Raw genomic sequence first — 22,736 nt, 5'->3', positions numbered from 1 at the left:
ATTCTGCGCTTTGCCGAACGAGGGAGGATCTTATGACACTGCCTGGACCCCCGGCATACAGTCCGGGGCTTTTCGTCAACCGCGAAGCCGAAATCCGACGGGTGACGGAGACTCTCCAGGGAATTGCGTATGGAAAAGCGGAACACGCACCGACAATCGTGTTTCGTGGCGAACGCGGTTTGGGCAAAAGTTGGCTGGCAATCCACCTCCACCGGTACGTTTTGCGAGAGGAAGCGCCGCGCCGGTTACCGCAGCATCGTATTGTGTCATTTCTGATCAACCTGACCCCGCCATTTGACCCTGCCATCGACACCATCGCGCCAGAGGGAGAGTGGCATATCACCCGCGAAGAAGCCTTGCTCGTCGCCGGCGGAGACGAGCAGAAATGTGAGCCGGTTCTCAGGCGCATGCTGAACTGGCTGGCAGAACAACTGCATGTCGTCCGCGCTCCATTCGCGCCGGTGCGCGATCTCTCCGCCTGGTTTGCGCAGGACGTCAAACAGGAACTCGAGCGGGAGTCGAACCTCCTGATCTGCCTGATCCTCGACTCGGTCTTCGAGACCGATCAGGTTTTTCTCGACGTTCTGGAACGGCATGTGCTGGCGGCGCTGGCAGCGTTGCCGCGGGTGTTGATCGTGATGACCGGGCGTGGACGACCGTATCTCTGGAAGTCGCCCTATCTGCGCACCGAGAAGGATGAGCAACCTCTTATTCCCTTCGCCGTCGAACAGGTTGCCGAACAGATCCGTCGCTCGTTTCGCGAAACGCCCGATCTGCCAGAAACGGTCAATCGTCTGTCGGAAGAGGCGATGATCCGGCTGGCGGAACAGGTCATCACGCTGGGCGGCGGGTACCCGCTCACCAACTATCTGCTCGCCGATGCGCTGGTGCGTCGGGCGCTCGACACATTGCCGGATCATCAGCGCAACGATGCCAGACGACTGGAGAGCGCATTGAAAGCGACGCATATCGACGCCGAGATTCTTGAACAGGTCGCCGACCGCCTGCTCGAGGTCGTGCCGGTTGACGACCGCTCCAGCCTGCGTGAGGCGTTCGAGGCGCTGTGCGTCCTCAGAGACGGATTCCGTGAGAACGAAATGCCCTATCTCCTGGCAGCACGGCGTAATCAGGCGCCCGAAGGATCGGCGTATGCACTGCCGGCAATGCGCAAACTGCGGGATCGCCTGCTCGACACGCACCTGATGCGCTGGCAGGACAAACGCTACGTGCTGGATGAAGCGGTGCGCGCGGTGCTCGAAGCGTTCCTGAAACGCGCCCATCGTGAGATATGGAAGCGCCTGCACGAATGTGCGGCAACGTTGTATCAGGAATGGGGAAATGCGTACCGGAGTGCGTATTACCGTGAGCGGGCTACATTTCATATTGCGGCGCTGAAGGAAGCAGCCGACACGACCGTTGGCGAGAGATAGATAATCGAGGAGGCTCCCATGCCTGAAGGTGAACGCTACACCGGCGCGTGGGCGACGCCCGATCTGATCGGGCGCGCAGCAATCCTCCAGCAGATCGATGCAGCGATCCGCGATGTTGCCGGTCCTGCGATTGTGGCGCTGCACGGACCCGGCGGCATCGGCAAGACCCGCATTCTGGTCGATGCGCTGAAACCGCGTGCTGCCGGCGCCATTTACGCAGCGAAGCGCTTGATCGACCTGTACGACATTCGCTACCATAGCAGCCTGGATCTGGCTCACGCACTCTACGCATCGCTTGACGTTGACAAAGGCGGACCGTTTCACGCCTTCGAGCAGGCGCATGATCAGCAGCGAAAAGTGCAGGCTTCCGGTGATGTTGGTCAGATTGCGACGCTTACCACAGAGGCATTGCACGCCTTTGCCGCCGATCTCAAACGTTTTTCGCAGGATCGGCGTGTTGTGATTGCGCTCGACACCCTCGAACGCATCGCCTACGGCGCCAGCGAGGAGCGCCCGCCCTTTCAGGTGGCGCAATCGTGGGAGTGGCTGGTCGAGTCGCTGCCTGCCTGGGGGAATGTCACGCTGCTCATCGCCGGACGCAATCAGATCAAGCATCTGTTTCCGGCGCTTCAACGTCAATCCGCGATCCATCTGACATCTATCGAAATCACACCGTTTACTAAAGACGAAACAGACGCCTATCTCGACGCTGTGGCAAAGGCGGCCGATGCTGCCGGGGAAACGACAGTCGCCGACACGTTGCGCAGCCTGACGCCGCAGCGCAGGGAGCAAATCCATCGGTATTCGGGCGGGTTGCCGATCCTGCTGGCGCTGTTGGCGGATTACATCAGCGTTGCCGGGTTTGGCAGGTTGCCGGCGATTTTCGAGACCGGAACCGAGCCGGCGCGTGCGCGTGAGTTGCTCGAAGAGCAGTTAATCGCGCGCATGATGAGCGCGGGAGAAATCAAGGACACCCTCCAGACCCTGGGGCGCGCGCCGAAGGGCGTGGATGCCGGATTGCTGGCGCATCTCCTTGACATCTTGCCCGACGAAGCACGCCATCGCCTCGCCATGATCGAGCGTCTGTCCTTCGTCAAGGTGCGCGGCGAGCGTTACTTTCTGCACGACGAGATGTATGCCATTCTGAACCGGCAGATCTATAGCGCGCCGGACGATGCCCCTGAAGCACAGCGTGTCAACACTGCCATTATCGAATGGTACGACCGGCGAATCGAGGAGCGCCGCAAAGACCTCGACGACCTATACGCGCCGATTGAACAACCGCGGCGCGCTGCCGGCTTCGCGCCGCGCATCGACTATGACCGGATTGCTGCGGTTCAGCAGGAGATGCAGGAACTGCTGATCGACCGGCTTTCCTATCATCTGCGCCTTAATCCACTCGAAGGGTTCCGCGAGTATTTCCGCGATACCTTCTACGCCGTATTCACCGGCAACACCATGCTCGACATTCAGTTGCAGGCGGAGATCCTGGCGTTCCTCGACGAACGCGCCTCTTCAGAAGAGCAATCATCCATCGATGGGATGGAACGCGAAGTGGTGCAGGGTGTGACCGCCATTCGCCCGGTTGCCCGCCGCTATGCTGCGAACGACTACGATGGCGTCGTGCGGGAAGCAGACTTGTTGCGCCGGGAACATCCCGATATTCTGGCGACCGCAGGACGCACGACCGAAGCGGCGCTCGATGTATGGGAGGCGCTCGCGCGCACCGGCAGGGCAAAGGAAGAGTATCAGGATAGCGCCGCGACCGACCGGTTGCTCGACGCAGCCGAAAAGATTCTGGTCCCTCTCGTTCGCTCAAGGTCCACCGATGTCTCCGAGGCGCGTCGGTGGCGCGCTCAAAGCCTGCTGGCGCTGATGTACCACGCACGCGGATTCAGCCTGCGCGCTCGTGGGCAAACGCGCCCGGCAATCGAGGCATATCGCCGCGCCGCCGCGCTCTGGCGACAGGTCGATGTCCCCATCTGCCTGGCATGGACCCTGAACAACCTGGGGTTCGTCGAAGTCGAAGAAGGAAATAGCGCGAATGGATTGGCGCTGATCGAAGAGGCGCGCGACCTTCGCAGACGATTGGGATCGCGTGCGTTGATCGGTATCAGCTCCGCGACATTGTCGCTGGCGCTCGTCTACACCGGTGCGTATGCGGCAGCGAAAGAGAACGCCGAACGCGCGCTGCGCCTGTGCCAGGCAGTCGAGTATCGCCTGGGCATGGGGCTGGCGCTGCGCAATCTCGCCGAGGCGCTGCGCCGTTCGGTCCGTCGGGACGACGATCCGCAGGAGCGGATGGACGTGTTGCGCGAAGCGGGTGATTATGCCGACGAGGCATACCGCATCTTTGAAGATATGGGAGACCGATTACGCCAGATTGAGTCGTTGATCGAAGCAGGGTGCGCCCTGCGTGATATGGCGGGCATCCTCCACGATCATTCGACGCCGAAAGAAGCATTGGAAGATGTGGTGAACAAGAGTCTCCGCGCACTGGAGAAGGCGGCAAGGCTGGCGCAGGAAACCGGCAATGCGTTTCGTCATGTCGATGCGCTGGTCAACATCGCTTATGTTGGGGTCAATGTCGAGCGGTGGGATCTTGTGTTACGCGGACTGACACAGGCGAAAGAGGCGATCCCGCCCGATTACATAATCACCGAGCATAGACGTCCCGACCCGGAGAGTCCGATCATTCTCGCCCGACGCCTGTTCACGCAACTCGCCAGAATCCATATGTTGATCGGCGACCGGCTGTTCGCCGCTGTTCAATCGCCGTCACGTCTTTCGGCAATCGCCGAAGAATATGCGCATCTCGCCAACCTGTTCGGCGCAGGAGCAACCGCCTCAGTCGCTTCTGCCGATGATGCGCTCGATCAGGCAACCCGTCACTACGCGCTCGCCTTCGAGTACGACCGGTTATACAACCTGCGCGACGCCAGGGTTCAGGATGTGCAGAATAAGGTGTACAACCTGATGAAAGCGCTCGACTCCGATCAACTGAACGTCGTCGCGCGCGCGATCGAATCTGTCGAGCGCACGTATTCGTCGGGAAGGTCCGCACTACGCGATCTGCTCGAAAGCCGCGCGCTCCTGCTTGGGGAGTTCTTGTGATTGGCGCTATGCCATTCTTCCGTACCGTAGCAACCGCATCCCTTCCAGGCGCAGCGCTTCGGGAAAGAGCGTCTGGTAGATGCGGCAGTTCGGCGATTTCACGTCGTACCGTCCGGTGATGCGATGCGTCAGCGCCGGACATCCCCCCGCACACCAGTAGCGCCATAGACACGTCCGGCACCCTTCCTTTTCATCGACCGGCACGTTCCGAATGCCGATAGCGTCTTCGTGGATGAGGAGCAACGGATCGGGTACTGCCACATCGGCAACGGTGCGCTCGATCGCCATGTGGCACGTCGCCACACCACCACGATGGTCGATGACCATGTACGAATGTCCGGCGCCGCACGGTCGGTCGTGCGGTGTGTCGAGCCGCGCCAGATCGACGAGCGCGCTGAGCAGACTGTGACGCGGGAGGCGCCGCGCAATGACGCCGAACGCTTCGCGCATTGCGGCAATGATCTGGTCGTCCTGGAAAGAGAGATCGGCAGCATTGGCGGAACATTGATTTTCACGGTAAAAGTTGAGCGAAAAAGGCAACCCGCGATCCAGGACGTATTCGACCGTCGCAGGCAATCCGGCAAGGTTGCGGTGCGACACCGTGATCGAAATCGAAGGGATGACGCCATGCTCCGCCAGCCGGTCGAGCGTCCGCGCGACATGGCTGAACGAACCGCGCCCATTGACGAAGCGGCGGGTAGCATCATGCGCGTCGCCGACGCCGTCGAGTGAGATCATCAACCGCAAGCCGCTGTCGCGCAGGGCGCGGATCAGGCGGCTGCCGAGCGCCACGCCATTGCTGAGCACTACTCCATCGAGCGCCAGTCGGTGTCCATCGGCACATTCGCGCGCATACTTATGCGTTAGAACAACGAGCGGAGCATTCAGCGTCGCTTCGCCGCCGGCATACTTCAGTTTTATTCGGCGAAATCCGTGCGCCAGAGCAGAACGCACCACTGCATCAACCGCGCGCCTGCCGCGCGCAATGTCCATAGCATCCGGCGTTTTGCTGATGTAACAGTAGTCGCAGCGCAGGTTGCACTCATTGGTGACGTGCAGCCAGGCTGTGAGGGTTTGCGACGCTGTGCGCGGTGTACGCACCGGTCGATCCGCGCGCTGGAGCAATTCGAGTTCGGCAAGACGCCGCGCAGCCCGATACAGCGCGTCATCTTCTCCGGCAGCATCCGCCAGCAATCGGGGCTGGCGAAAGCGATTCAACAGCGCCCATGCCGCATTGTCGAGCGCCACAACGCCGGTGTTGCCCAGAGGGTTGAAAGCGAGGATGGAGCCGCCGGGCAGCGCGTCGGTGTGCAGCGCAGGCATAGAGTACGCAACCGCCTCGTCCACGACTATGTCGGAAGAAAAGAGAGGGCGTTCCGACGGACATGCGCAGTCGGTCTCCGGCGGAGTGAAACAGTCCGTCTCGGCGGCATCTATCCCCTGCTGTGCAACGTCTGCCGCACTCAGTATGAGCGGCGTTGCGACGGACGGACTTTCGTGGCTCATGAGTCCTCCTCTTCCTCTGGATGGCTTACGTTCCTCGTTCCTCTCCTTGCTGTCATACCAATGACCTGTGACCATCCGGCATGGTCACCCCGAGCAGCGCGAGGGGTCGTGTGCGACCCGCGCGATTCCTCGCTGCGCTCGGAATGACAAGTCGCTGCGCTCGGAATGACACGCATGCGGCATCTTTAGCTATCATACCAATGACCTGTGAACATCCGGCATGGTCACCCCAAGCAGCGCGAGGGGTCGTGCGCGACCCGCGCCGATTCCTCGCTGCGCTCGGAATGACAAGCATGCGGTATCTTTAATCGTCATTGGTATAAGACCTCAAAGATCGAACACGTTTTCTTCACCCATACACCTTGCCTGGCGCCCCTCGATCTGCGACCATCCTTACAATGCGCATATATCCACTATACATCATTCCCGGCGATTGTCTATAGACCCGGAACGCAAAAGAGACAACGCCTTTTGTGCGACGAACCCTGTTGGCGCTGCGTAGATCGGGTAGAACCTCCTCTCATCAGACCCACTGCACCACGTCCCACCAGCGCAATGCCCCGGCAGCGGATCGAGAGAGCCTACGGAGAGGCAGGCGCGAGGTTCACACGAGGCGCGCAATGGCATCGCGCGAGAGACCGCACAGCCATCTCGAAGGTTCCAGGGACACGGTTTGGGTATGCTATTGGTGAATGATGAGACGATACCGGCGGGGAAGGAGGAGAACCATGCTCGACCTGATCCTGACCATTGTTCTGGCAGTCGTTCTAATCGGTGCGGCACGCTGGTTGCTCGAAGCGCTGATTCAGGCGCTCGTGAGCCTGTTCAGCGCTTTCTTCAGCGCCGCTGGCGCAATCGTCCTGATTGGCGTGCTGGTCTGGCTGGTGAACAACGCACGAAACTGGTAGACGGCGACCTTCACCGATGGCGCGCCGCCCCCCGGTGGCCCACGTCCATCCCGATAATAGTGGAGGCATCGAGGTATTGGACAAGAGCATTCGGCGCCTGTCTCATTGCGAACGAGAACAGAGCAATCTCTCGACGCGCGGAAGATTGCTTGAGCCACTGAGCAGCAGGCGAGGCATGCAAGCCGCCACGTGTGACACGCATCGGTTGTCCAGGAGGAGACGAGCACCGCGCAGCGGCGGAACGCGCGAGCCGCTGCGCATGATCCCCAGACCGATCACCGGTCGGGCCAGGAGGAGATGAGCCTCCCTTGGGGGTCGTACAATCCGCCCGGATCGGTCTCCCGGTTGTTCCAGATTGCGCGCCCCGGATGCTTGAAGACGCGCGTTTCACCCGGCGCCAGCGTTCCACCGACGCCCTGATGAATCTGACTTCCCGTGAAACTGCACATGATCCAGCCGTCCAGGTTGATCGACTCGCCGCCGACATTGCGCATGGTATCTCTTTCACCACAAAGACACCAAGACACCAAGACACTAAAAATAGTAACTGCTCACCCTGATGAGAGAGCGTGCGGCGCACGGCATGCAGGATAGCATGGCACACCGTCCAAGGCCCTTTGGAGTGCATCGAGCACTCGCTGCCCATTCTTGCGGGCGGTGGAGATGTCGCTGCGAATCTGGCAGAACGTGTGCGCATCCGCCAGGGAAATGTGGCGGTTCTGGTTGAAGGAGACCGCTTGCGCCTTGATCTACGGGCCGGACTGCACCGCTTCCGTCACCCCAACGGGGAACGCGAATCGGGTCGTCGCTCCACACACCGGGCACTGCGAGATCTCCGCCTGAGGCCCGGTCACTTCGATGCTGACGACCGGCAGATCGAACACCTGGCGCTTCTCCGCATCACTCGCCGCGATCGCTTCCAGCGAAGCCTGGCAATGCGCGCACCGCTTGACAGGGTGTACCTGCGTGTGGTGTGGCGGATCAACCCTCTTCAGCGTGTGCCCTGTGTGACCCGGCTGTCCACCGCTCTGCTTGCCGCTGCGTTTGCGCAAACTGCGCGGAGCAGGCTTCTTCAGCCCATCGCTGGAGGGGGGGCTTGCTGCTGTTGCGGCTGTTCCTGGCCGCTTGATCTTCCAGCGCCTGCACCCGGGTCGCAAGTTATACCAATTACCTGTGAACATCCGGCATTGTCACCCCGAGCAGAGCGAGGGGTCTTGCGCGAACCCGCTCGGAATGACAAGAATGCGGCATCTTCAATCGTAATTGGTATTAGCCGATCGTCCGTTCGAACAACGCAACGACCGCCTCCTCGCCTTGCAGGTAGGCTTCGTGAATCTCTTCGCGGGTCGGCATCACAAATCGGGGCACGGCGCTATTGTCGCTAGATTGTCCGATTTTGGCAAGCCGAGAAAGGTGAACTATGGTGAGCAGTTACAAATAAAGAACCTTCGTGCTTCGTGTCTTCGTGGTAACGATCGCGGTTATACGACAGTGGCAGCGCCTGATTCGCGCCCTGACTCGGAGCGGCGACGGGAGGAAGACACCAAGACACACGACACTCAAAATAAAAACCTTCGTGCCTTCGTGTCTTCGTGGTAACGATCGCGGTTATACGACCGGACGCGCTGGATGGGTCGTTTCAGGCGTATCGACGCCGATCCACCGGATGCGCCGGGTGCGTCGGTTGATCGTGGCATCAAGCGTGTCTCCATCGACGACCGACGTGACGACGGCGCGTTCAAGTCCGCTCTGCGGCATCGATGGCGCCTGATTGATCGCCGGTATCGCTGTTGGGGCGAGGGTTGCCGTGGCGGATGGCGCGGCGCGCGGCGCGCTGAGCGCGTCGAAGCGTTGTTCTGTGGCCGTGTGCGCCGGTTGCGCGCCTGACACGCCGGGATGGAGGGCGGCAATGAGCGCCAACGCGCACACAATCATGAACGGTCGGCGCACTTCAGGACTCCGCACTGCGCTCGGAATGACACGCATGCGGCATCGTCAATCGTGATTGGTATCACACCTGAAGATACAGACGTCTTTCCATCGGGCGACATGGGTGAACGTGATCCTCTGGGCTACGCTGCTCAGAGCACAGACATACCCTGCGGCGCCAGCGGTCCGGTCATCAAAGCGTCGAGTTCTGCGCCAGCCGGATGCGCCTCCGTCCCTGCGGGAACGATAAGGAGCGCATTGGCGCCAAGCATCGACAGCAACCGGCTACTCCCCTGCCGTCCGGTGCTGCGCGCCATCAGTCGCCCATCCTCCCAACTGACAATGGCACGCTGATATTCCGGGCGATCAGGAGATGGGCTGATTGGATCGCGCAGCGTCACCCGCACCTGTGGGCGATCCGGACGCGCATCGCCCTGCAAACGACGAAGCGCAGGACGCACAAACACCTCGAACGACACCAGCGACGAAACCGGGTATCCTGGCAATCCGAATGTCAACAACGGCAATAATCGCCCCGAATTGGGGCGTTCGATAGTGGCGAAGGTTGTCGGTTTGCCCGGCTTGAACGCAATCCGTCCGAAATGCACCGTCCCCAACTCTGCCAGCAACGGCTTGATCAGATCGCGCGTCCCCATCGAGACGCCGCCGCTCGTGAGCAGCACATCGGCGCGATCGAGCGCCTCCAGGATTGCAGCGCGCTGTACGTTCACATCATCGCGCGCAATACCGAGCGAAAGCGCCAGACACCCGGCTTCCCGCACCGCCGCCATCAGCGCATAGCGATTGCTATCGCGCACGCCACCGGGAAAAACCTCGCCATCCGGCTCATACACCTCATCGCCGGTTGACAGCACGGCCACCACCGGACGGCGGTACACCATCGCCCTGGTGCGCCCCACCGTCGCCAGCAACCCGATCTCGGCAGCGCCGAGCGCCGTCCCGCGCGCCAGCACCAGTTGCCCGGCAGCAATATCCTGCCCGATCGTGTGAATGTTATCGCCTGCGCGAGGCGCGTGCTGCACGATCAACACCCCATCACGCTCCTCAGTGCGCTCTACCGCGATCACAGCATCCGCGCCTTCTGGAACCGGAGCGCCGGTCATGATGCGCACAGCGCTTCCCGCCTCGACACGCAATCCCGGCGTTGCTCCGGCAGTCACCTCGGCGATCACCCGGCGTGGAGCATCGCCATCGGCGCTGCGCAGCGCATATCCATCAACCCCCGCTTTGGGCACGTCGGGCAGTGGTTCGATGCCGTAAACATCCTCTGCCAGCACCCGACCATCGGCAGACTCATGGAGCACGTCGATCACTTCGACGTCGAGTGGCGTAATGTGTGCCGTGATGAGGCGCTGCGCCTCATCGACGGAGACCATCGGATAAGGTGATTCGCGTTGCATACCCGACCCGTTATGCTGGCGTCGCCGCGAGTTCCGCCGACTTCTTCGCCGCGTGTTCCTGCTCGCTCAGGAACCAGGTCGCCTCCATCGCCGCCTTGCACCCTTCGCCTGCTGCTGTAATCGCCTGGCGATAGATGTGATCGACCACATCCCCTGCGGCAAACACTCCCGGAATGCCGGTGCGCGTCCGATGATCGGCGATGATATAGCCGTTCTCATCAAGTTCCAACTGACCTTTGAACAGCGATGTGTTCGGAATGTGACCAATGTACGGAAACACCCCATCGGTTTCGATAATCGAAACTTCACCGGTCTTAAGGTTGCGCACACGCACGCCGGTCACTTTATCGTCCCCCAGAATCTCCTCGACGACCGAGTTCCACACAAATGAGACTTTAGGGTTCGAGAACGCACGCTCTTGCAGGATTGGATCAGCGCGCAGCGCGTCGCGCCGGTGCACAATCTTCAGATCAGAAACGTAGCGCGTCAGGAAGAGACCCTCATCCAGTGCGCTATTGCCGCCGCCGACCACGACGACCTTTTTGCCACGGAAGAAGAACCCATCACACGTCGCACAGTACGACACACCGCGATTTGCCAGACGCTCCTCGCCGGGAACGCCGAGTTTGCGCGGCGAAGCGCCGGTCGAGATGATCAGCGCATCCGCCGTCACCTCCTCGCCATTGTCGGGAAAGATGTGGAACGGGCGCTGCGACAGATCGACGCGCTCGACGATGGCATCCATATAGCGCGCGCCGAAACGCGCTGCCTGCTTCTCCATATTGTCGGCAAGCTCGAAACCGCCGATCCCCTCAACAAAGCCGGGATAGTTCTCGACTTCGCTGGTCGTTGCGATCAGACCGCCCGGTTGCAACCCGCGGATCACCAGTGGCTCGAGGTTTGCGCGCGCCGCATAGAGCGCCGCAGTCAATCCTGCCGGACCGGACCCAATAATGACAACTTTGCTGTGCATGTCGTCGTCTCCCTGTGCTTTGAATGAACGGCTCCTCTGCGCCGTTTTTATGATGATACCACACCGGCAAAGGTTACGCCGACAGATTCGATGCCTCTAGAGGATTCCGGTACCGTTGCCTGCTATCCAACGAACCAGCGCAGGACGGGAACATCGGCACTCTTTTCCAAACACCGCGTTTGTGACAGGATTGACAAAGCAGTGTAGACAACGGGAGGCAATATGCGCAGGCTTATTCCTGGATCTATCACGCTTACCATCATTGCGATGGCAGTCGCGCCGACATTTATCAATGCCGCGCCGACTGCTCTGATCAACGAGTTTATGCCGGCTCCGGCAAGCGGAGCAGAATGGGTCGAAATCGTCAACTATGGCGCTACGCCGCTCGACGTTGGTGGATGGAAGATCGATGACGACACACCCGGAGGTCCGCAAACCGTCATCTCTTCTGGTGTTATCGTCCCACCATACAGCCTGATTGTCATCACCTTGAACACACACATGCTCAACAACAGCGGATCGGATGCTGTAACACTGATTGACACCTCAGGCGCTGTCATTGACGTCGCCTCCTATACAGCGGCGACGGTCGGCAAAAGTTTTGCGCGCATCCCGGACGGAAACGGCGCCTGGGTAAAAACCGAGCCATCGCCTGGCGAATGGAATGCGCCACCTGGACCGGCGCCGACAGCAACACCTGAAGCGACTGCCACTCCCGAACCATCACCCACCGACAACCCTTCATCAACCACGAGTCCAACCGACACACCGGCGCCGACCGAAACTCCCACCCCTTCCCTCACCCACACCCCCTCCCCAACCGACGAGGCAAACGACACGCCGCAACCAACCGCCTCTCCTGAACCGACGCGCACGCCGTCCCCGACCGACGAACCGACCACCTCCCCCGAACCGACCGCCTCTCCCCAACCGACCGCCTCCCACACTTCTTCGCCAACCAAAACGCCATCCCCCACCCGTACCCCTTCCCCAACTCGTACCCCGTCCCCGACCGACGAACCGACCGCCTCCCCCGAACCGACCGCCTCCCACACTTCTTCGCCAACCAAAACGCCATCCCCCACCCGTACCCCTTCCCCAACTCGTACCCCGTCCCCGACCGACGAACCGACCGCCTCCCCTGAACCGACCGCCTCCCGCACCCCCTCCCCGTCCAAAACCCCCTCCCCCACCCGTACCCCTTCCCCAACTCGTACCCCGTCCCCGACCGACGAACCGACCGCCTCCCCTGAACCGACCGCCTCCCGCACTCCCTCCCCGTCCAAAACCCCCTCCCCCACCCGCACTCCTTCACCATCCCGCACCCCCACTCCGACCGACGAACCGACCACCGCTCCCGAACCGACCGCCTCCCGCACCCCCTCCCCGTCCAAAACCCCCTCCCCCACCCGCACTCCTTCACCATCCCGCACACCATCACCGATTAACGAATCTGGTGCGATGATTGAGCCAACGGCGACGCGCACCCCCTCCCCGTCCAAGACCCCCTCCCCGTCCAAGACCCCCTCCCCGTCCAAAACCCCCTCCCCGTCCAAAACCCCCTCCCCGTCCAAGACCCCCTCGCCGTCCAAGACCCCCTCGCCGTCCAAGACCCCCTCGCCCACCCGTACTCCTTCACCATCCCGCACTGTACAGTCAGGAGGCATTACATCGGGTTCCGCATCATCGCGCACGATCACACCATCATCCCGCGATGGAATGGCAGGAGGGAGTGAGAGCGCCACTCCATCCACTACCCGTCGTCCATATCATCATGTGCCCGCCTGGGCGGCGGAGGGATTGCCGACCATCGCTCCATTCGTTATTTCGGGATCGCGTGAGCCATACAGAGCGCTGCTCACCCCGTCGGCCACCGCTTCGGCGACCCAAACACCGACACCGAAGCCGACAAGCATCGCTTCCACAGCCGCTCCATCATCGACGCCGGGTTCTGTTTTCCCAATCGTCGCGGTTCGGATAAGCGCCGGTGTGCTCTTAATCGTCATTGCCGCATGGCTTGCCATTCATTCGCTACGCCGCTCACATACGCATAACTGCAAGCAAGGCGCATCAGCCGCCGAATGGTTCTACGACATATGACACGACATGATCGTCATTGCTATGCTATAATGGCGCTTCCAAACACGTTCGTGAGCGTCGCTGCGCTATCACAGGGAGGTGTGCCATGCTTGATCCGACGCCGCTCATCCAGGAGCGATTATCACAGAACCGCTGGGGGTTGCTCGGCGGTCAAGGGTGCGTTCTCGGATTCGATGTCGGCAGTTATGGATTGCGAGCGGCGCTGGTAGATCTGAGTCGTCACACCTATGTCAGCGCACACCGTGAGCCAGAGCGTGAGACGCCACAAGAACTCGTGGGAGGTGCGATTGATCTGGGGAATGAGATCTTGACGATGCATGGCGTCACATCCGCCCACCTGGTCCGTGTCGGAGCAGGATTCGGCGGACCGGTGGATGTGCGTCAGGGGATTGTCTTGCTGTCGCCGCGCATGTCCGGGTGGGAACGCTATCCGCTGCGAGAAGCATTCGAGAATGCGTTCGGCGCAACGTGCCTGGTCGATAACGATGCCAATCTCATCGCTCTGGCAGAAGCGACTTTTGGGGTAGGACGCGACACGCAACACATGGTCTACATTCACCTGAGCACTGGTGTTGGCGCTGGTCTCGTGCTCGATGGGCGCCTGTACCATGGCGCCACCACAACAGCGGGTGAGATTGGGCACGCGGTGGTCGGTCCGGTCGATCCAACGCGACCCGGTGAGCGACCCAAAACCCTGGAAGAGCACGTATCGATCAAAGGGTTGCTGAATCGCGCAGCAGAACTTGGACTGCACACGAACCTGCTGAGCGATATTTTCAGCGATCATCCCGCAGCACAACAGGTAGTCGCCGAAGCCATCGACATTCTGGCAGTGCGGATCGCGCAGATCGTCGCCCTCATCGACCCCCAGATGGTCGTCATCGGCGGAGTTGTTGCGCGCAACGGCGGCGACATGTTTATCAACGCCATTCGGGAACGTATGCACATGTATATTGGGCAGATGGTCGAGCGCCCGGTGCAGGTGGTTGGCGCTGTGCTCGGTCCCGATAGCGTTGCGATTGGCGCGGTGGCGCTGGCGCTCGAAAGCATGCGCGACTGAAGCGGGTTGCGCTGCCAGGGCGAACACGCTATAATGTGCGTTGCACCGCGGGGCGGCAGATACTTGCCAAACCCCGCCAGGACCGAGAGGTAGCAACGGTAGGTGAGTTCCTCTGGGTGTCCCGCGGTGTCACAACCAGCAGAGGCATCGGTTTTTTACCGGTAACATGGTCAACTGCACAACTCGATGGCGCGTCGCCCCAGTTCACGAACATCCTCAGAAATGTCAGGGTCATCCAGATCGTCCCAAGTCATCCAGCGCGCCGTATGCGCCTCGCGCTTAGCAGGCGCCAGCACTCCGCTGCGCACCCGTGCAAAGTAGATCAGATCGATGTGTTGATGATCCGGTGTAATGTCCTCAAGCAGAATGCAGTATGGCTGCGGCAGCACGCGCACCTCACCGAGGATTCTGCCGGTTGTCAGCAGTTCTACCTCAAGCCCGGTTTCTTCGCGCACCTCGCGGATGGCAGCCTCATCGGGCAGTTCGTGCGGATCGATGTGGCCGCCGGGTGGCAGCCACATGCCCAATTTGCGATGCAACAACAACAATGTGCGTCGCTCGTAAACGACGAACGTTGTGGCAGTAAAATCGCGCGTGATCTCTGGCATAGCGCAGTTCCCGGTAATGCGATGGTTTCGAGAGGATAGTATACTATACGCCGGAAGGTATTCCTATGCATACAGCAGGACTGTTAGCGCATAGACGGGCTGTTGTGTGTAGGTTATAATGGACGGTAGTCTGGCGCTTCGATACATCATCGACTCCGAGGAAGACGGGGGTGTCTCAACTATCGCCGCTGTTGTGCGTCGTTATTTGATCAATGTTATGTACCTGCTCCGGTAACCCCAAATAATCTGGAGTCTTCCCACGCAGGTTGAGGAGGTCTCGTTGGAAAGCCTCAGGATACCCATTCTGAAGATCGGCGATGTGCTGATTGCCTCGATTCAGGTGGCGTTGCACGATGCGTCTGCGGTGCAGTTCAAGGACGATCTGCTCCAAAAAATCTACGACACCAAAGCGCGAGGTCTGATCGTCGATCTCACCGCTGTCGACGTGGTTGATAGTTTCATCGGTCGTCTGATCAGTGATATCGCTTCGATGGCCGGCCTTATGGGAACGAAAGTGGTCATCACCGGTCTTCAACCGGCAGTCGCCATCACGCTGGTGGAATTGGGGCTGGAACTGACCGGTGTCATGACTGCGCTCAATCTCGAGAAAGGTCTGGCGATGCTCCGCCGACAGGCTGAGGAGGACGCCGATGGCACAGGCTAAGGTTGCGCCGATCCGTAGCGACCTCGATATCGTGATCGCTCGCACCCTTGCCCGTGACACTGCAAAGGCGCTCGGCTTCGGTGCAATCGATCAGGCGCGTATTGCGACTGCTGTCAGTGAACTGGCGCGCAACATCTTTCTCTACGCCGGCACTGGAACGGTCACCATCCGCGAAATCGAACGCGGCGGGCGGAAGGGGATCGAAATCATCTGCGAAGACCAGGGACCCGGAATTGCAGATATCGATCTCGTGATGCAGGATGGCTACAGCACGTCCCGTGGCATGGGAATGGGGTTGCCCGGCGCTAAACGACTGATGGATGAATTCGATATCAAATCCGCTGAAGGTCAGGGAACGATCATTCATTGCCGGAAGTGGCGCACCTGACCAGATGGATGGTTCAGATACGAACGAAGCGTCAGCGAGTTGCCCGCTTCTGCCAAACGCTGGCGCTTCTGATTATGCCGGCGACGTTCCTGAAAGACGCGCAATCCGTTCGATCAGATCGTTGATTTCAAACGGTTTGAGCACATGATCGTCAGCGCCGGCATTACGACTGCGCTCCATATCTACCGCTTCTGCGCGCACCGACAGGATGATAATCGGCACTGAACGCCGTGCCTTGATCTGCCGGCAGACCTCCCAGCCGTCCAGGTAGGGCAGGTTGACGTCGAGTACGATCAGATCCGGCCTGTGCTCTGCTTCACGCTGAAGCGCCTCTAAGCCATTGCGAGCAATGATAATGCTATGGCCTTCAGCCGTGAGGATACGCTGCACAAGATCAAGGATGTCGCGGTTGTCGTCAACGATGAGAATGCGCATGGGAGTCGTTGGGGTTGCTTTTTCTCCCGCACATTATACCGCAGGATGTTCTCCGGTCAATGGGAGTGATGTCAGTCTGCTATGATGTGCCGTTTGTGCCTGCTCCGTCTGGTTGGCGCTCTTCTATCACCTGATGATCATCCATCGCGGGCCGATTCCTCGTCGAGGGTTTTGGGTCCGGCGTATGGAGCGATTGGGCAACCTGGTCAATTTTCACCGCCTGGACTATTGGGCCGATCCTGTGGCAGGCAAAAAAAGATCGCACCAGAAAGCCTTAAACACACATTGAAAACGTTCGATGGCATTTTACAGCGTCCTGATGAGGAACCACGCTTGACAAACGCAGTATACTGCGTATTGAAGGGAAAAAGTCATACGATAGTTTGACGGAAAGGATACAAGCGGCATGCAGAAAACAGACTTCATCAAGGCGGTCGCCGAGCGGGCGAACCGGTCGCAGAAGGAGACGAAGGAAATCGTCGATGCGGCGCTGGAAGTCATCACCGAAGCGTTGAAGCGCGGCGAGAAAGTCACCCTGACCGGCTTCGGGACGTTTGAGGTGCGGCAGCGCCAGGCGCGCGAGGGAGTGAACCCGCAGACGCGCTCGAAGATCCACATTCCGGCAACCCGGACGCCGGGGTTCAGCGCCAGCAGCACGCTGAAGAACGCCGTGAAGGAGGGTTGAGGGACGCAGCACCCCTATCCAACACGCGCCGGCGAGGTCCTCGCCGGCGCGTGTTTTCAATACGGCGTCGTCTGGTCAACAGCATCCATTAGACGAAGGAGAAAGCGCCCTTTTCGGGTATACTGAGCATCCCTCTGTTCACATTCGGATGGTGACTGCTTATGGCAACACACATTGCGCTCAATCTCGAAGCCACAACCTCGCCACCTGAGGTCCCGCTCCTGCGTGACCCGGCATTCGAGCAAAATGCCTTGCCCAAAACGACACAAATGAACTCCTGACTCGCCGGGTTGTCGCTTCACCGGGACGCTGCTACAATGATACGGACGTGGCTGCGAAAGTCGCCGGAGGAATCATGTCGGCAGGATGGACCGTGTACAACGATGAATCGCAGTATCGCCGCATTGTGGCGTACCTCATGCCCGGTGAAACGCTGTATGCCGTCTATGACTGCAAAGGTGTCGGAACCGGCTTCGTCGGCATCACCGATCGGCGCGTGATGTTCTACGACCAGGGGATGCTGGCAAAAAAGCGCGCGATGGTCTCTATTCCCTATCAGAATATTGCGGCTATCGCCGTCGCTGGGGGTGATCTTTCAAAGCGGCGAAATTATCCTGCTGACGGCATTCGGTCGGTTTGCCTTCGAGTTTCGCGGTCCCGACAAAGCCGATTGGGTCTATCGGTTCATTTTGGGGCAGATTATGGCGCCAAAACCGCCGCATCCGTCAACAGGGTTCGGACGATGACATGGCATACCAATGACCGGTGACCATCCGGCATGGTCACCCCGCGCAGCGCGAGGGGTCGTGCGCGACCCGCGCAGATTCCTCGCTGCGTTTACCCTGAGCGAAGCGAAGGGCTCGGAATGACCCGTCGCTGCGTTTACCCTGAGCGAAGCGAAGGGCTCGGAATGACCAGCATGCGGCATCTTCAATCGTCATTGGTATCAGGCAGTATCGGAAAGGTCAGGCAGGTATGAAACAGAACACACTGGTCCATTGCCCGATGTGCGGACGCGCCAGTAGCGCGACTATGCCCGTTGATGCGTGTGTAGTTGTGTATGTGTGTCCTCAGTGCAACACTGTGTTACGCCCCCGCCCCGGCGACTGCTGCGTATTCTGCTCGTATGGCGATGATCGCTGCCCGCCGAAACAGATTCATACCGCCAATACGTGACGCCGTACACTATCACCAACACGTTATGAGCACTGCACAATCTCTGTCAGATCAGCGTCTTTCGACCGGCATTCCGGGGTTGGATGAAATCCTTTTCGGCGGTTTTCTTCCTGGCCGCGCGTACCTGGTGCGTGGCGGACCCGGCAGCGGCAAAACAACGCTCGGTATGCACTTTTTGAGCGCAGCCGCAGCGGAAGAGGCGCCACTGTTCATCACGCTCACCGAACCGGTTGCACAACTCCAGAAAAACGCTGAACGCATGGGGATCGATGTGCGGCATATTCGGTTTCTTGATCTCAGTCCTTCACCACAGTTCTTCACCGAAGTCGAGACCTACGACATCTTTTCTCCCGCAGAAGTGGAACGCGCCCCCACTGCTCGAAAAATCACCGAGATGGTCGAACGTCTCAATCCACAGCGCGTGTTTCTCGACGCCATGACCCAGTTTCGCTACCTCGCCAGCGATGCCTATCAGTTCCGTCAACAAGTGCTGTCGTTTCTCCATTTTTTGAAGGAACGCGGCATCACCCTGCTCTTCACTTCTGAAGCCAGCCCGGAGACGCCTGATGAGGACCTGCAATTCATGGCGGATGGCATTATCCATCTGCGCATGGCATCGGATACACGTTTTCTGGAAGTGACCAAGTTTCGCGGCTCGGCTTTTGCCGGTGGCGCACATACCTGTAAACTTGGCGCAACCGGTATGCAGGTGTTCCCCCGTTTGCTACCGGATATGAAGTATGAGCAATTGTCGACCGAGCACATCTCGTCAGGCGTTCCCGAACTGGATGCGTTGCTGCACGGAGGGATCGAACGCAGCACGATCACCATGCTCTGCGGACCGAGCGGCGTGGGGAAAACCACCCTGGGATTACAATTCATGAAGGAGGCCGCCGGTCGTGGCGAGCGATCCGTTGTCTATTCTTTCGAGGAGGAAGTCGATATTATCCTCGGGCGTTGCGAAGCGGTTGCTATTCCGGCGCGCAGTATGATAGCGGCGGGAACGCTACAAATTCTGAAGATTGAGCCGCTCCAGTACACTGCGGACGAGTTTGCGCGTCTCGTGCGACGCGATGTGCAGGACCACGGGACCCGCCTGGTGATGATCGATAGCATTGCCGGTTACAACCTCGCACTTCGTGGCGAAAACCTGGAGGCTCAATTGTATGCCCTGAGCAAATATCTGCAACACCACAACGTGACGCTCTTGCTGGTTGTCGAGTCAGCCGAAATCACCGGCAATTTTCGCGTAACCGACGGTCATATCAGCTACCTTGGCGATACTATCATCTTTATCCGGTATCTGGAAATTCACGGCGAGATGCGGAAAGCAATCGGCGTCTTGAAGAAACGTCTGAGCGATTTCGAACGAACCCTGCGCGAGATTGAGATTACATCGCAGGGTATCAAGGTTGGGGGTCCGTTGAGCAATCTCCGGGGCATTTTGAGTGGGACTCCTGAATGGATTTCAGAACGGCGCGACAATGGATGACTCGACGCAATCTGCTCTCATCTTGACCGTAGATGTCAATAAGCGCAATCTGGCATTGCTTACTCAGGTGTTGCATCAGGCGGGATACCGCACGCTGTCCGCCGCAACGATCGCGGCGCTCGATCAGGCGCTGGAGGAACCGATCAGCCTGGCGCTGATCGATGTCTCCGGCTTCGGCGCCGACATCTGGCAACGCTGTCAACGGTTCCATGAGCGCGCCATTCCGCTGTTGGTGATCTCAGCCCGTCAGAGCGCCGCACTGCAACAGGCAAGCATCGCGTATGGAGCGCGTGGGGTCCTGGTTAAGCCGGTAATTATTCGAGAACTGCTGGGGTTGATCCGATCACTCCTTCAATGAACCGTATTCTGCTGCTGCTCGACAACCCGGTCAACCGTAAACTGCTCGCCGAGGCGTTGCGGGCGCACTACGAGGTTGTCAGCGCCACGCCAACCCCCGCCGCGCTCGACGGTGAGTTCGACCTGGGCATTCTGGACGGTCTGGCGCTCACTACTCTCTGGGAGGCGGTCCAGGCGCGCAAGAAGCGGGCTGAACCGCTGTTCCTGCCCTTTTTGTTGATCACATCACGCCAGGATGTGGGCATGGCGACTCGCCACCTCTGGCAGACCATTGATGAGGTCATCACGGCGCCAATCGAACAGTTGGAATTGCAGGCGCGCGTTGCCAGCCTGCTCCAGACGCGCCGCATGGCGAAAGAGATCGCTCGCGTGGCGCTTCAGGAGTCGTCCCATGCTGTCGTAATCCTCAGAAATGGCATTGTTCAGTTTTGGAATCGCGCAGCGGAACGACTGTTTGGCTGGAGCGAAGCAGAGATGCTTGGTCAATCGCTGTCTGTCGTACAATCCGACGATCCGGCAGGGTGGGAAGTCCTGGTGAGCGAGTCTGTCGCAAATGGCGCCTTCACCCAGCGCGAGATGTGGCTGACAACCAAAACCAACCACCGTTTCATTGCCGAAGTATCCTGCACACCGCTGCGGGTTCAAGGCGCCGACTCGCCGATCACGCATGTTCTTGTGACGGCACGAGATGCAACCGAGCGCAGAATGGCATGGGAGGCGCAACGTCGCCGCATGCTCGAAATTGAAGCATTCAACCGAATCACAACGACGTTGCAGCAGTCACAAACAGCGCATCACAAACTTCGCGCCCTCCTTGATGAGACGCTCGCCGTTCTGGAGGTTCCGGCCGGCGCGATCTGGCTGTGGCAACGCGAGAATGATGATCTGCACCTGGTTGCCGCAACCGACTGGTTGCAAGCGTTCACTGATGTGTCGATCAAGCCGGGCGAAGGTGTCGTGGGACAAACGTTCGCGCGAGGAGAGACGCTGACGGTGCGCGAGTTGACCCCCGCAGCATTCGAGCGTTCGGCGGTCGTTGGGCGTGTGCCGGCGAAGTGGGGAAGCGTTTGTGTCCCGATTCGTACGCCGGCAGGCGTCGCCGGCGTTTTTCTGGTCGCCTACCCGCTGACGCAACGCATGCAACCGGATCGGATTGTGGTGATCGAGTCCATGGCGCGGGTGGTAGGGCTGACGTTTCAGGGGATACAGATGAACGATCGCATCGGAACCCTGAACCGTTATGCTTCTCTTCTGCGCCTGATCGATCAGGCAATCATTCACGGCGACGATCTCGCCAACACGCTGCATGCCATAGTGCGGGACATCGTCGATCATCTGCCTGCCGATGCGGCAGTGGTGCAACTGCGCGCGCCCGGCACGCCAGCGTTCGAGACTGCCGCGCAGATCGGGTTTCGCCATCCTGCCGGGTATCCAGTGACTCGACCAGGTGAGGCGCTGACCGGACGAGCAGTGCAGGAACGTCGCCTGGCGCTGAGCAGCGATCCCGTCGCCGACGGATGGCAGGCGCTGGCTGAATGCGAATTCTTTGTGTCAGGCGCTGCTGTTCCTCTTATCCTCAAAGAAGACCTGACAGGCGTACTGGCACTTTTTTACCGCTCCGCTTTTCACCCGAACGCGGACTGGATCGATGTGGTCGAGAGCGCCGCACAGCGCATTGCGCTCGGCATCGAGCGCATACGTTTCCTTGATCGGTTCAGGGGCGACCATCCCCCGCCATCAATACCTGCTGCAAACGCACCTTGAGGCGCGCGAAGGAAGGCTCGGCAACCACCGCATAAGAGCGCGGGCGCGGCACATCAACGACCACCTCCAGCGCAATCCGCGCCGGGCGCGGCGTCAGGACGTAGACACGGTCTGCCAGCAACAATGCCTCATCGATGTCGTGGGTCACCAGGAGGATCGTCCGGTCGAGACGATCCCACAGCCCCAGGAGCCATTGTTGGAGTTGGGCGCGGGTCAGGGCGTCGAGCGCGCCAAATGGTTCGTCGAGCAACATGATCGGGCGATGCCAGAGCACCGTGCGGAGCAGCGCGGCGCGCTGACGCATGCCGCCAGAGAGCATGGCGGGTTGGGCATCGCCCCATCCCGCCAACCCAAAATCGTCGAGCAGCGCGCGCGCCTCGCGCCGGGCAGCCGCCACATCGCCGCGCTGCACAATCGCCGCCAGCACTGCATTCTCGATAACGCTACGCCAGGGGAGAAGTGCGTCACGCTGCGGCATGTACGCCACCTGCCCCCGTTTTCCGGCAACATCGACGCCGTCGATCAACACCGCACCCGCATCGGGCATTTCCAGCCCGGCGATAATATTGAACAGGGTGCTCTTGCCACTGCCACTGGGACCGATGATCGCCACGAATTCGCCCGCTTCTGCGCGGATTGTCAATCCGTCGATAACGGTCACCGGTCCGTCAGAGGTCCGAAATGTCTTGCAGATGCCGCGAACGTCGAGTGTCGCCATGGTTGCTT

At 60.0% G+C, this 22,736-nt stretch carries 23 protein-coding genes, 1 other RNA gene and 1 pseudogene; 14 read left to right on the top strand and 11 right to left on the bottom strand.

The genetic code is table 11. The features are described 5' to 3' along the window. Window positions 1–32: 32 nt before the first annotated feature. Entirely contained in the window at window positions 33–1,430 is a 1,398-nt protein-coding gene (locus RCAS_RS03555; protein WP_041330171.1) for a hypothetical protein, read from the top strand. A gap of 18 nt (window positions 1,431–1,448) precedes the next feature. Next, on the top strand, window positions 1,449–4,544 hold the full coding sequence (locus tag RCAS_RS03550; RefSeq protein WP_012119238.1) for an ATP-binding protein: 3,096 nt from the start codon (window positions 1,449–1,451) through the stop codon (window positions 4,542–4,544). Between the two features lie 6 nt (window positions 4,545–4,550). Here the strand turns inward: RCAS_RS03550 and RCAS_RS03545 are convergent, their stop codons facing one another. Then, on the bottom strand, window positions 4,551–6,050 hold the full coding sequence (locus tag RCAS_RS03545) for a radical SAM/SPASM domain-containing protein (RefSeq protein WP_012119237.1): 1,500 nt from the start codon (window positions 6,048–6,050) through the stop codon (window positions 4,551–4,553). Between the two features lie 728 nt (window positions 6,051–6,778). Between RCAS_RS03545 and RCAS_RS03540 the strand changes: the two genes are divergently transcribed. Next, the gene (locus RCAS_RS03540; RefSeq protein ID WP_012119236.1) at window positions 6,779–6,958 is read left to right on the top strand and encodes a hypothetical protein; all 180 of its coding nucleotides are present in this window, start codon (window positions 6,779–6,781) and stop codon (window positions 6,956–6,958) included. A 275-nt stretch (window positions 6,959–7,233) separates the two neighbouring features. Here RCAS_RS03540 and RCAS_RS03535 read toward each other — a convergent pair whose 3' ends face one another. From RCAS_RS03535 to trxB, 5 genes are all read right to left on the bottom strand, one after another. Next, window positions 7,234–7,452: a lamin tail domain-containing protein gene (locus RCAS_RS03535; protein WP_041330170.1), complete on the bottom strand. Its 219-nt coding sequence runs from the start codon at window positions 7,450–7,452 to the stop codon at window positions 7,234–7,236. A 255-nt stretch (window positions 7,453–7,707) separates the two neighbouring features. Then, window positions 7,708–8,139: a DUF6444 domain-containing protein gene (locus RCAS_RS26410; RefSeq protein WP_408638379.1), complete on the bottom strand. Its 432-nt coding sequence runs from the start codon at window positions 8,137–8,139 to the stop codon at window positions 7,708–7,710. A gap of 427 nt (window positions 8,140–8,566) precedes the next feature. Further along, complete coding sequence (locus tag RCAS_RS25495) at window positions 8,567–8,944, bottom strand: hypothetical protein (protein WP_041330168.1); 378 nt, start codon at window positions 8,942–8,944, stop codon at window positions 8,567–8,569. Window positions 8,945–9,039: 95 nt separating this feature from the next. Further along, on the bottom strand, window positions 9,040–10,308 hold the full coding sequence (locus RCAS_RS03520; RefSeq protein WP_012119235.1) for a molybdopterin molybdotransferase MoeA: 1,269 nt from the start codon (window positions 10,306–10,308) through the stop codon (window positions 9,040–9,042). A 10-nt stretch (window positions 10,309–10,318) separates the two neighbouring features. Beyond that, window positions 10,319–11,281, bottom strand: a complete 963-nt coding sequence (gene trxB / locus RCAS_RS03515; protein ID WP_012119234.1) for a thioredoxin-disulfide reductase — start codon at window positions 11,279–11,281, stop codon at window positions 10,319–10,321. A gap of 222 nt (window positions 11,282–11,503) precedes the next feature. On the opposite strand from trxB, the pseudogene RCAS_RS25840 reads away from it, so the two are divergent. Next, window positions 11,504–11,800, top strand: a pseudogene (locus tag RCAS_RS25840) (lamin tail domain-containing protein); the annotation flags it as partial. 53 nt (window positions 11,801–11,853) lie between these two features. On the opposite strand, the gene RCAS_RS25835 reads toward RCAS_RS25840, so the two are convergent. Further along, window positions 11,854–12,366 (bottom strand): hypothetical protein, encoded by a 513-nt coding sequence (locus RCAS_RS25835; RefSeq protein WP_232280270.1) that lies wholly within the window; start codon window positions 12,364–12,366, stop codon window positions 11,854–11,856. Window positions 12,367–13,053: 687 nt separating this feature from the next. Next, entirely contained in the window at window positions 13,054–13,305 is a 252-nt protein-coding gene (locus RCAS_RS25830) for a hypothetical protein (protein WP_232280269.1), read from the bottom strand. 161 nt (window positions 13,306–13,466) lie between these two features. On the opposite strand from RCAS_RS25830, the gene RCAS_RS03495 reads away from it, so the two are divergent. Together RCAS_RS03495 and ffs are read left to right on the top strand one after the other, a co-directional pair. Then, window positions 13,467–14,441 (top strand): ROK family protein, encoded by a 975-nt coding sequence (locus tag RCAS_RS03495; RefSeq protein WP_012119232.1) that lies wholly within the window; start codon window positions 13,467–13,469, stop codon window positions 14,439–14,441. 39 nt (window positions 14,442–14,480) lie between these two features. Continuing rightward, an RNA gene (gene ffs, locus RCAS_RS23540) (signal recognition particle sRNA small type) lies at window positions 14,481–14,577 on the top strand. A 34-nt stretch (window positions 14,578–14,611) separates the two neighbouring features. Here the strand turns inward: ffs and RCAS_RS03490 are convergent. Beyond that, window positions 14,612–15,049 (bottom strand): NUDIX hydrolase, encoded by a 438-nt coding sequence (locus tag RCAS_RS03490; protein WP_012119231.1) that lies wholly within the window; start codon window positions 15,047–15,049, stop codon window positions 14,612–14,614. Window positions 15,050–15,329: 280 nt separating this feature from the next. On the opposite strand from RCAS_RS03490, the gene RCAS_RS03485 reads away from it, so the two are divergent. Together RCAS_RS03485 and RCAS_RS03480 are read left to right on the top strand one after the other, a co-directional pair. After that, window positions 15,330–15,713 carry an STAS domain-containing protein gene (locus tag RCAS_RS03485; protein ID WP_011954958.1) on the top strand — a complete coding sequence of 128 codons (384 nt, stop codon included), beginning with the start codon at window positions 15,330–15,332 and terminating at the stop codon, window positions 15,711–15,713. Then, window positions 15,700–16,101 carry an anti-sigma regulatory factor gene (locus RCAS_RS03480; RefSeq protein WP_012119230.1) on the top strand — a complete coding sequence of 134 codons (402 nt, stop codon included), beginning with the start codon at window positions 15,700–15,702 and terminating at the stop codon, window positions 16,099–16,101. The genes RCAS_RS03485 and RCAS_RS03480 overlap by 14 nt, the downstream gene beginning before the upstream one ends. A gap of 72 nt (window positions 16,102–16,173) precedes the next feature. Here RCAS_RS03480 and RCAS_RS03475 read toward each other — a convergent pair whose 3' ends face one another. Further along, window positions 16,174–16,536 carry a response regulator transcription factor gene (locus tag RCAS_RS03475; RefSeq protein ID WP_012119229.1) on the bottom strand — a complete coding sequence of 121 codons (363 nt, stop codon included), beginning with the start codon at window positions 16,534–16,536 and terminating at the stop codon, window positions 16,174–16,176. Between the two features lie 406 nt (window positions 16,537–16,942). Between RCAS_RS03475 and RCAS_RS03470 the strand changes: the two genes are divergently transcribed. From RCAS_RS03470 to RCAS_RS23180, 6 genes are all read left to right on the top strand, one after another. Beyond that, on the top strand, window positions 16,943–17,221 hold the full coding sequence (locus tag RCAS_RS03470) for an HU family DNA-binding protein (RefSeq protein WP_012119228.1): 279 nt from the start codon (window positions 16,943–16,945) through the stop codon (window positions 17,219–17,221). Between the two features lie 328 nt (window positions 17,222–17,549). After that, window positions 17,550–17,990: a PH domain-containing protein gene (locus RCAS_RS23185; protein ID WP_012119227.1), complete on the top strand. Its 441-nt coding sequence runs from the start codon at window positions 17,550–17,552 to the stop codon at window positions 17,988–17,990. Between the two features lie 206 nt (window positions 17,991–18,196). Then, window positions 18,197–18,397, top strand: a complete 201-nt coding sequence (locus RCAS_RS26145; protein ID WP_332249645.1) for a GDCCVxC domain-containing (seleno)protein — start codon at window positions 18,197–18,199, stop codon at window positions 18,395–18,397. Window positions 18,398–18,422: 25 nt separating this feature from the next. Further along, on the top strand, window positions 18,423–19,889 hold the full coding sequence (locus RCAS_RS03460; RefSeq protein WP_041330166.1) for an ATPase domain-containing protein: 1,467 nt from the start codon (window positions 18,423–18,425) through the stop codon (window positions 19,887–19,889). Beyond that, the gene (locus RCAS_RS03455) at window positions 19,882–20,247 is read left to right on the top strand and encodes a response regulator (protein WP_012119225.1); all 366 of its coding nucleotides are present in this window, start codon (window positions 19,882–19,884) and stop codon (window positions 20,245–20,247) included. The genes RCAS_RS03460 and RCAS_RS03455 overlap by 8 nt, the downstream gene beginning before the upstream one ends. After that, complete coding sequence (locus RCAS_RS23180; protein WP_012119224.1) at window positions 20,244–22,010, top strand: GAF domain-containing protein; 1,767 nt, start codon at window positions 20,244–20,246, stop codon at window positions 22,008–22,010. Before RCAS_RS03455 ends, RCAS_RS23180 begins: the two co-directional genes overlap by 4 nt. Here the strand turns inward: RCAS_RS23180 and RCAS_RS03445 are convergent. After that, window positions 21,961–22,728, bottom strand: coding sequence for an ABC transporter ATP-binding protein (locus RCAS_RS03445; RefSeq protein ID WP_012119223.1), 768 nt, complete (start codon window positions 22,726–22,728; stop codon window positions 21,961–21,963). The two genes, RCAS_RS23180 and RCAS_RS03445, sit on opposite strands and share 50 nt — an antisense overlap. Window positions 22,729–22,736: the final 8 nt, after the last annotated feature.

This window comes from Roseiflexus castenholzii DSM 13941 (genome assembly GCF_000017805.1).
Lineage (GTDB): Bacteria > Chloroflexota > Chloroflexia > Chloroflexales > Roseiflexaceae > Roseiflexus > Roseiflexus castenholzii.
The sequence above is the reverse complement of the archived record's forward strand: the minus strand, read 5'-3'. Positions and strand labels throughout refer to the sequence as shown.

Excerpts from the sequence above, each read along its gene's own strand:
- RCAS_RS03555 (WP_041330171.1), top strand. The coding sequence starts at position 33 with ATGACACTGCCTGGACCCCCGGCATACAGTCCGGGGCTTTTCGTCAAC.
- RCAS_RS03550 (WP_012119238.1), top strand. The coding sequence starts at position 1,449 with ATGCCTGAAGGTGAACGCTACACCGGCGCGTGGGCGACGCCCGATCTG.
- RCAS_RS03545 (WP_012119237.1), bottom strand. The coding sequence starts at position 6,050 with ATGAGCCACGAAAGTCCGTCCGTCGCAACGCCGCTCATACTGAGTGCG.
- RCAS_RS03540 (WP_012119236.1), top strand. The coding sequence starts at position 6,779 with ATGCTCGACCTGATCCTGACCATTGTTCTGGCAGTCGTTCTAATCGGT.
- RCAS_RS03535 (WP_041330170.1), bottom strand. The coding sequence starts at position 7,452 with ATGCGCAATGTCGGCGGCGAGTCGATCAACCTGGACGGCTGGATCATG.
- RCAS_RS26410 (WP_408638379.1), bottom strand. The coding sequence starts at position 8,139 with ATGTTCACAGGTAATTGGTATAACTTGCGACCCGGGTGCAGGCGCTGG.
- RCAS_RS25495 (WP_041330168.1), bottom strand. The coding sequence starts at position 8,944 with ATGCGTGTCATTCCGAGCGCAGTGCGGAGTCCTGAAGTGCGCCGACCG.
- RCAS_RS03520 (WP_012119235.1), bottom strand. The coding sequence starts at position 10,308 with ATGCAACGCGAATCACCTTATCCGATGGTCTCCGTCGATGAGGCGCAG.
- trxB (WP_012119234.1), bottom strand. The coding sequence starts at position 11,281 with ATGCACAGCAAAGTTGTCATTATTGGGTCCGGTCCGGCAGGATTGACT.
- RCAS_RS25830 (WP_232280269.1), bottom strand. The coding sequence starts at position 13,305 with ATGGCAAGCCATGCGGCAATGACGATTAAGAGCACACCGGCGCTTATC.
- RCAS_RS03495 (WP_012119232.1), top strand. The coding sequence starts at position 13,467 with ATGCTTGATCCGACGCCGCTCATCCAGGAGCGATTATCACAGAACCGC.
- RCAS_RS03490 (WP_012119231.1), bottom strand. The coding sequence starts at position 15,049 with ATGCCAGAGATCACGCGCGATTTTACTGCCACAACGTTCGTCGTTTAC.
- RCAS_RS03480 (WP_012119230.1), top strand. The coding sequence starts at position 15,700 with ATGGCACAGGCTAAGGTTGCGCCGATCCGTAGCGACCTCGATATCGTG.
- RCAS_RS03475 (WP_012119229.1), bottom strand. The coding sequence starts at position 16,536 with ATGCGCATTCTCATCGTTGACGACAACCGCGACATCCTTGATCTTGTG.
- RCAS_RS03470 (WP_012119228.1), top strand. The coding sequence starts at position 16,943 with ATGCAGAAAACAGACTTCATCAAGGCGGTCGCCGAGCGGGCGAACCGG.
- RCAS_RS26145 (WP_332249645.1), top strand. The coding sequence starts at position 18,197 with ATGAAACAGAACACACTGGTCCATTGCCCGATGTGCGGACGCGCCAGT.
- RCAS_RS03460 (WP_041330166.1), top strand. The coding sequence starts at position 18,423 with ATGAGCACTGCACAATCTCTGTCAGATCAGCGTCTTTCGACCGGCATT.
- RCAS_RS03455 (WP_012119225.1), top strand. The coding sequence starts at position 19,882 with ATGGATGACTCGACGCAATCTGCTCTCATCTTGACCGTAGATGTCAAT.
- RCAS_RS23180 (WP_012119224.1), top strand. The coding sequence starts at position 20,244 with ATGAACCGTATTCTGCTGCTGCTCGACAACCCGGTCAACCGTAAACTG.
- RCAS_RS03445 (WP_012119223.1), bottom strand. The coding sequence starts at position 22,728 with ATGGCGACACTCGACGTTCGCGGCATCTGCAAGACATTTCGGACCTCT.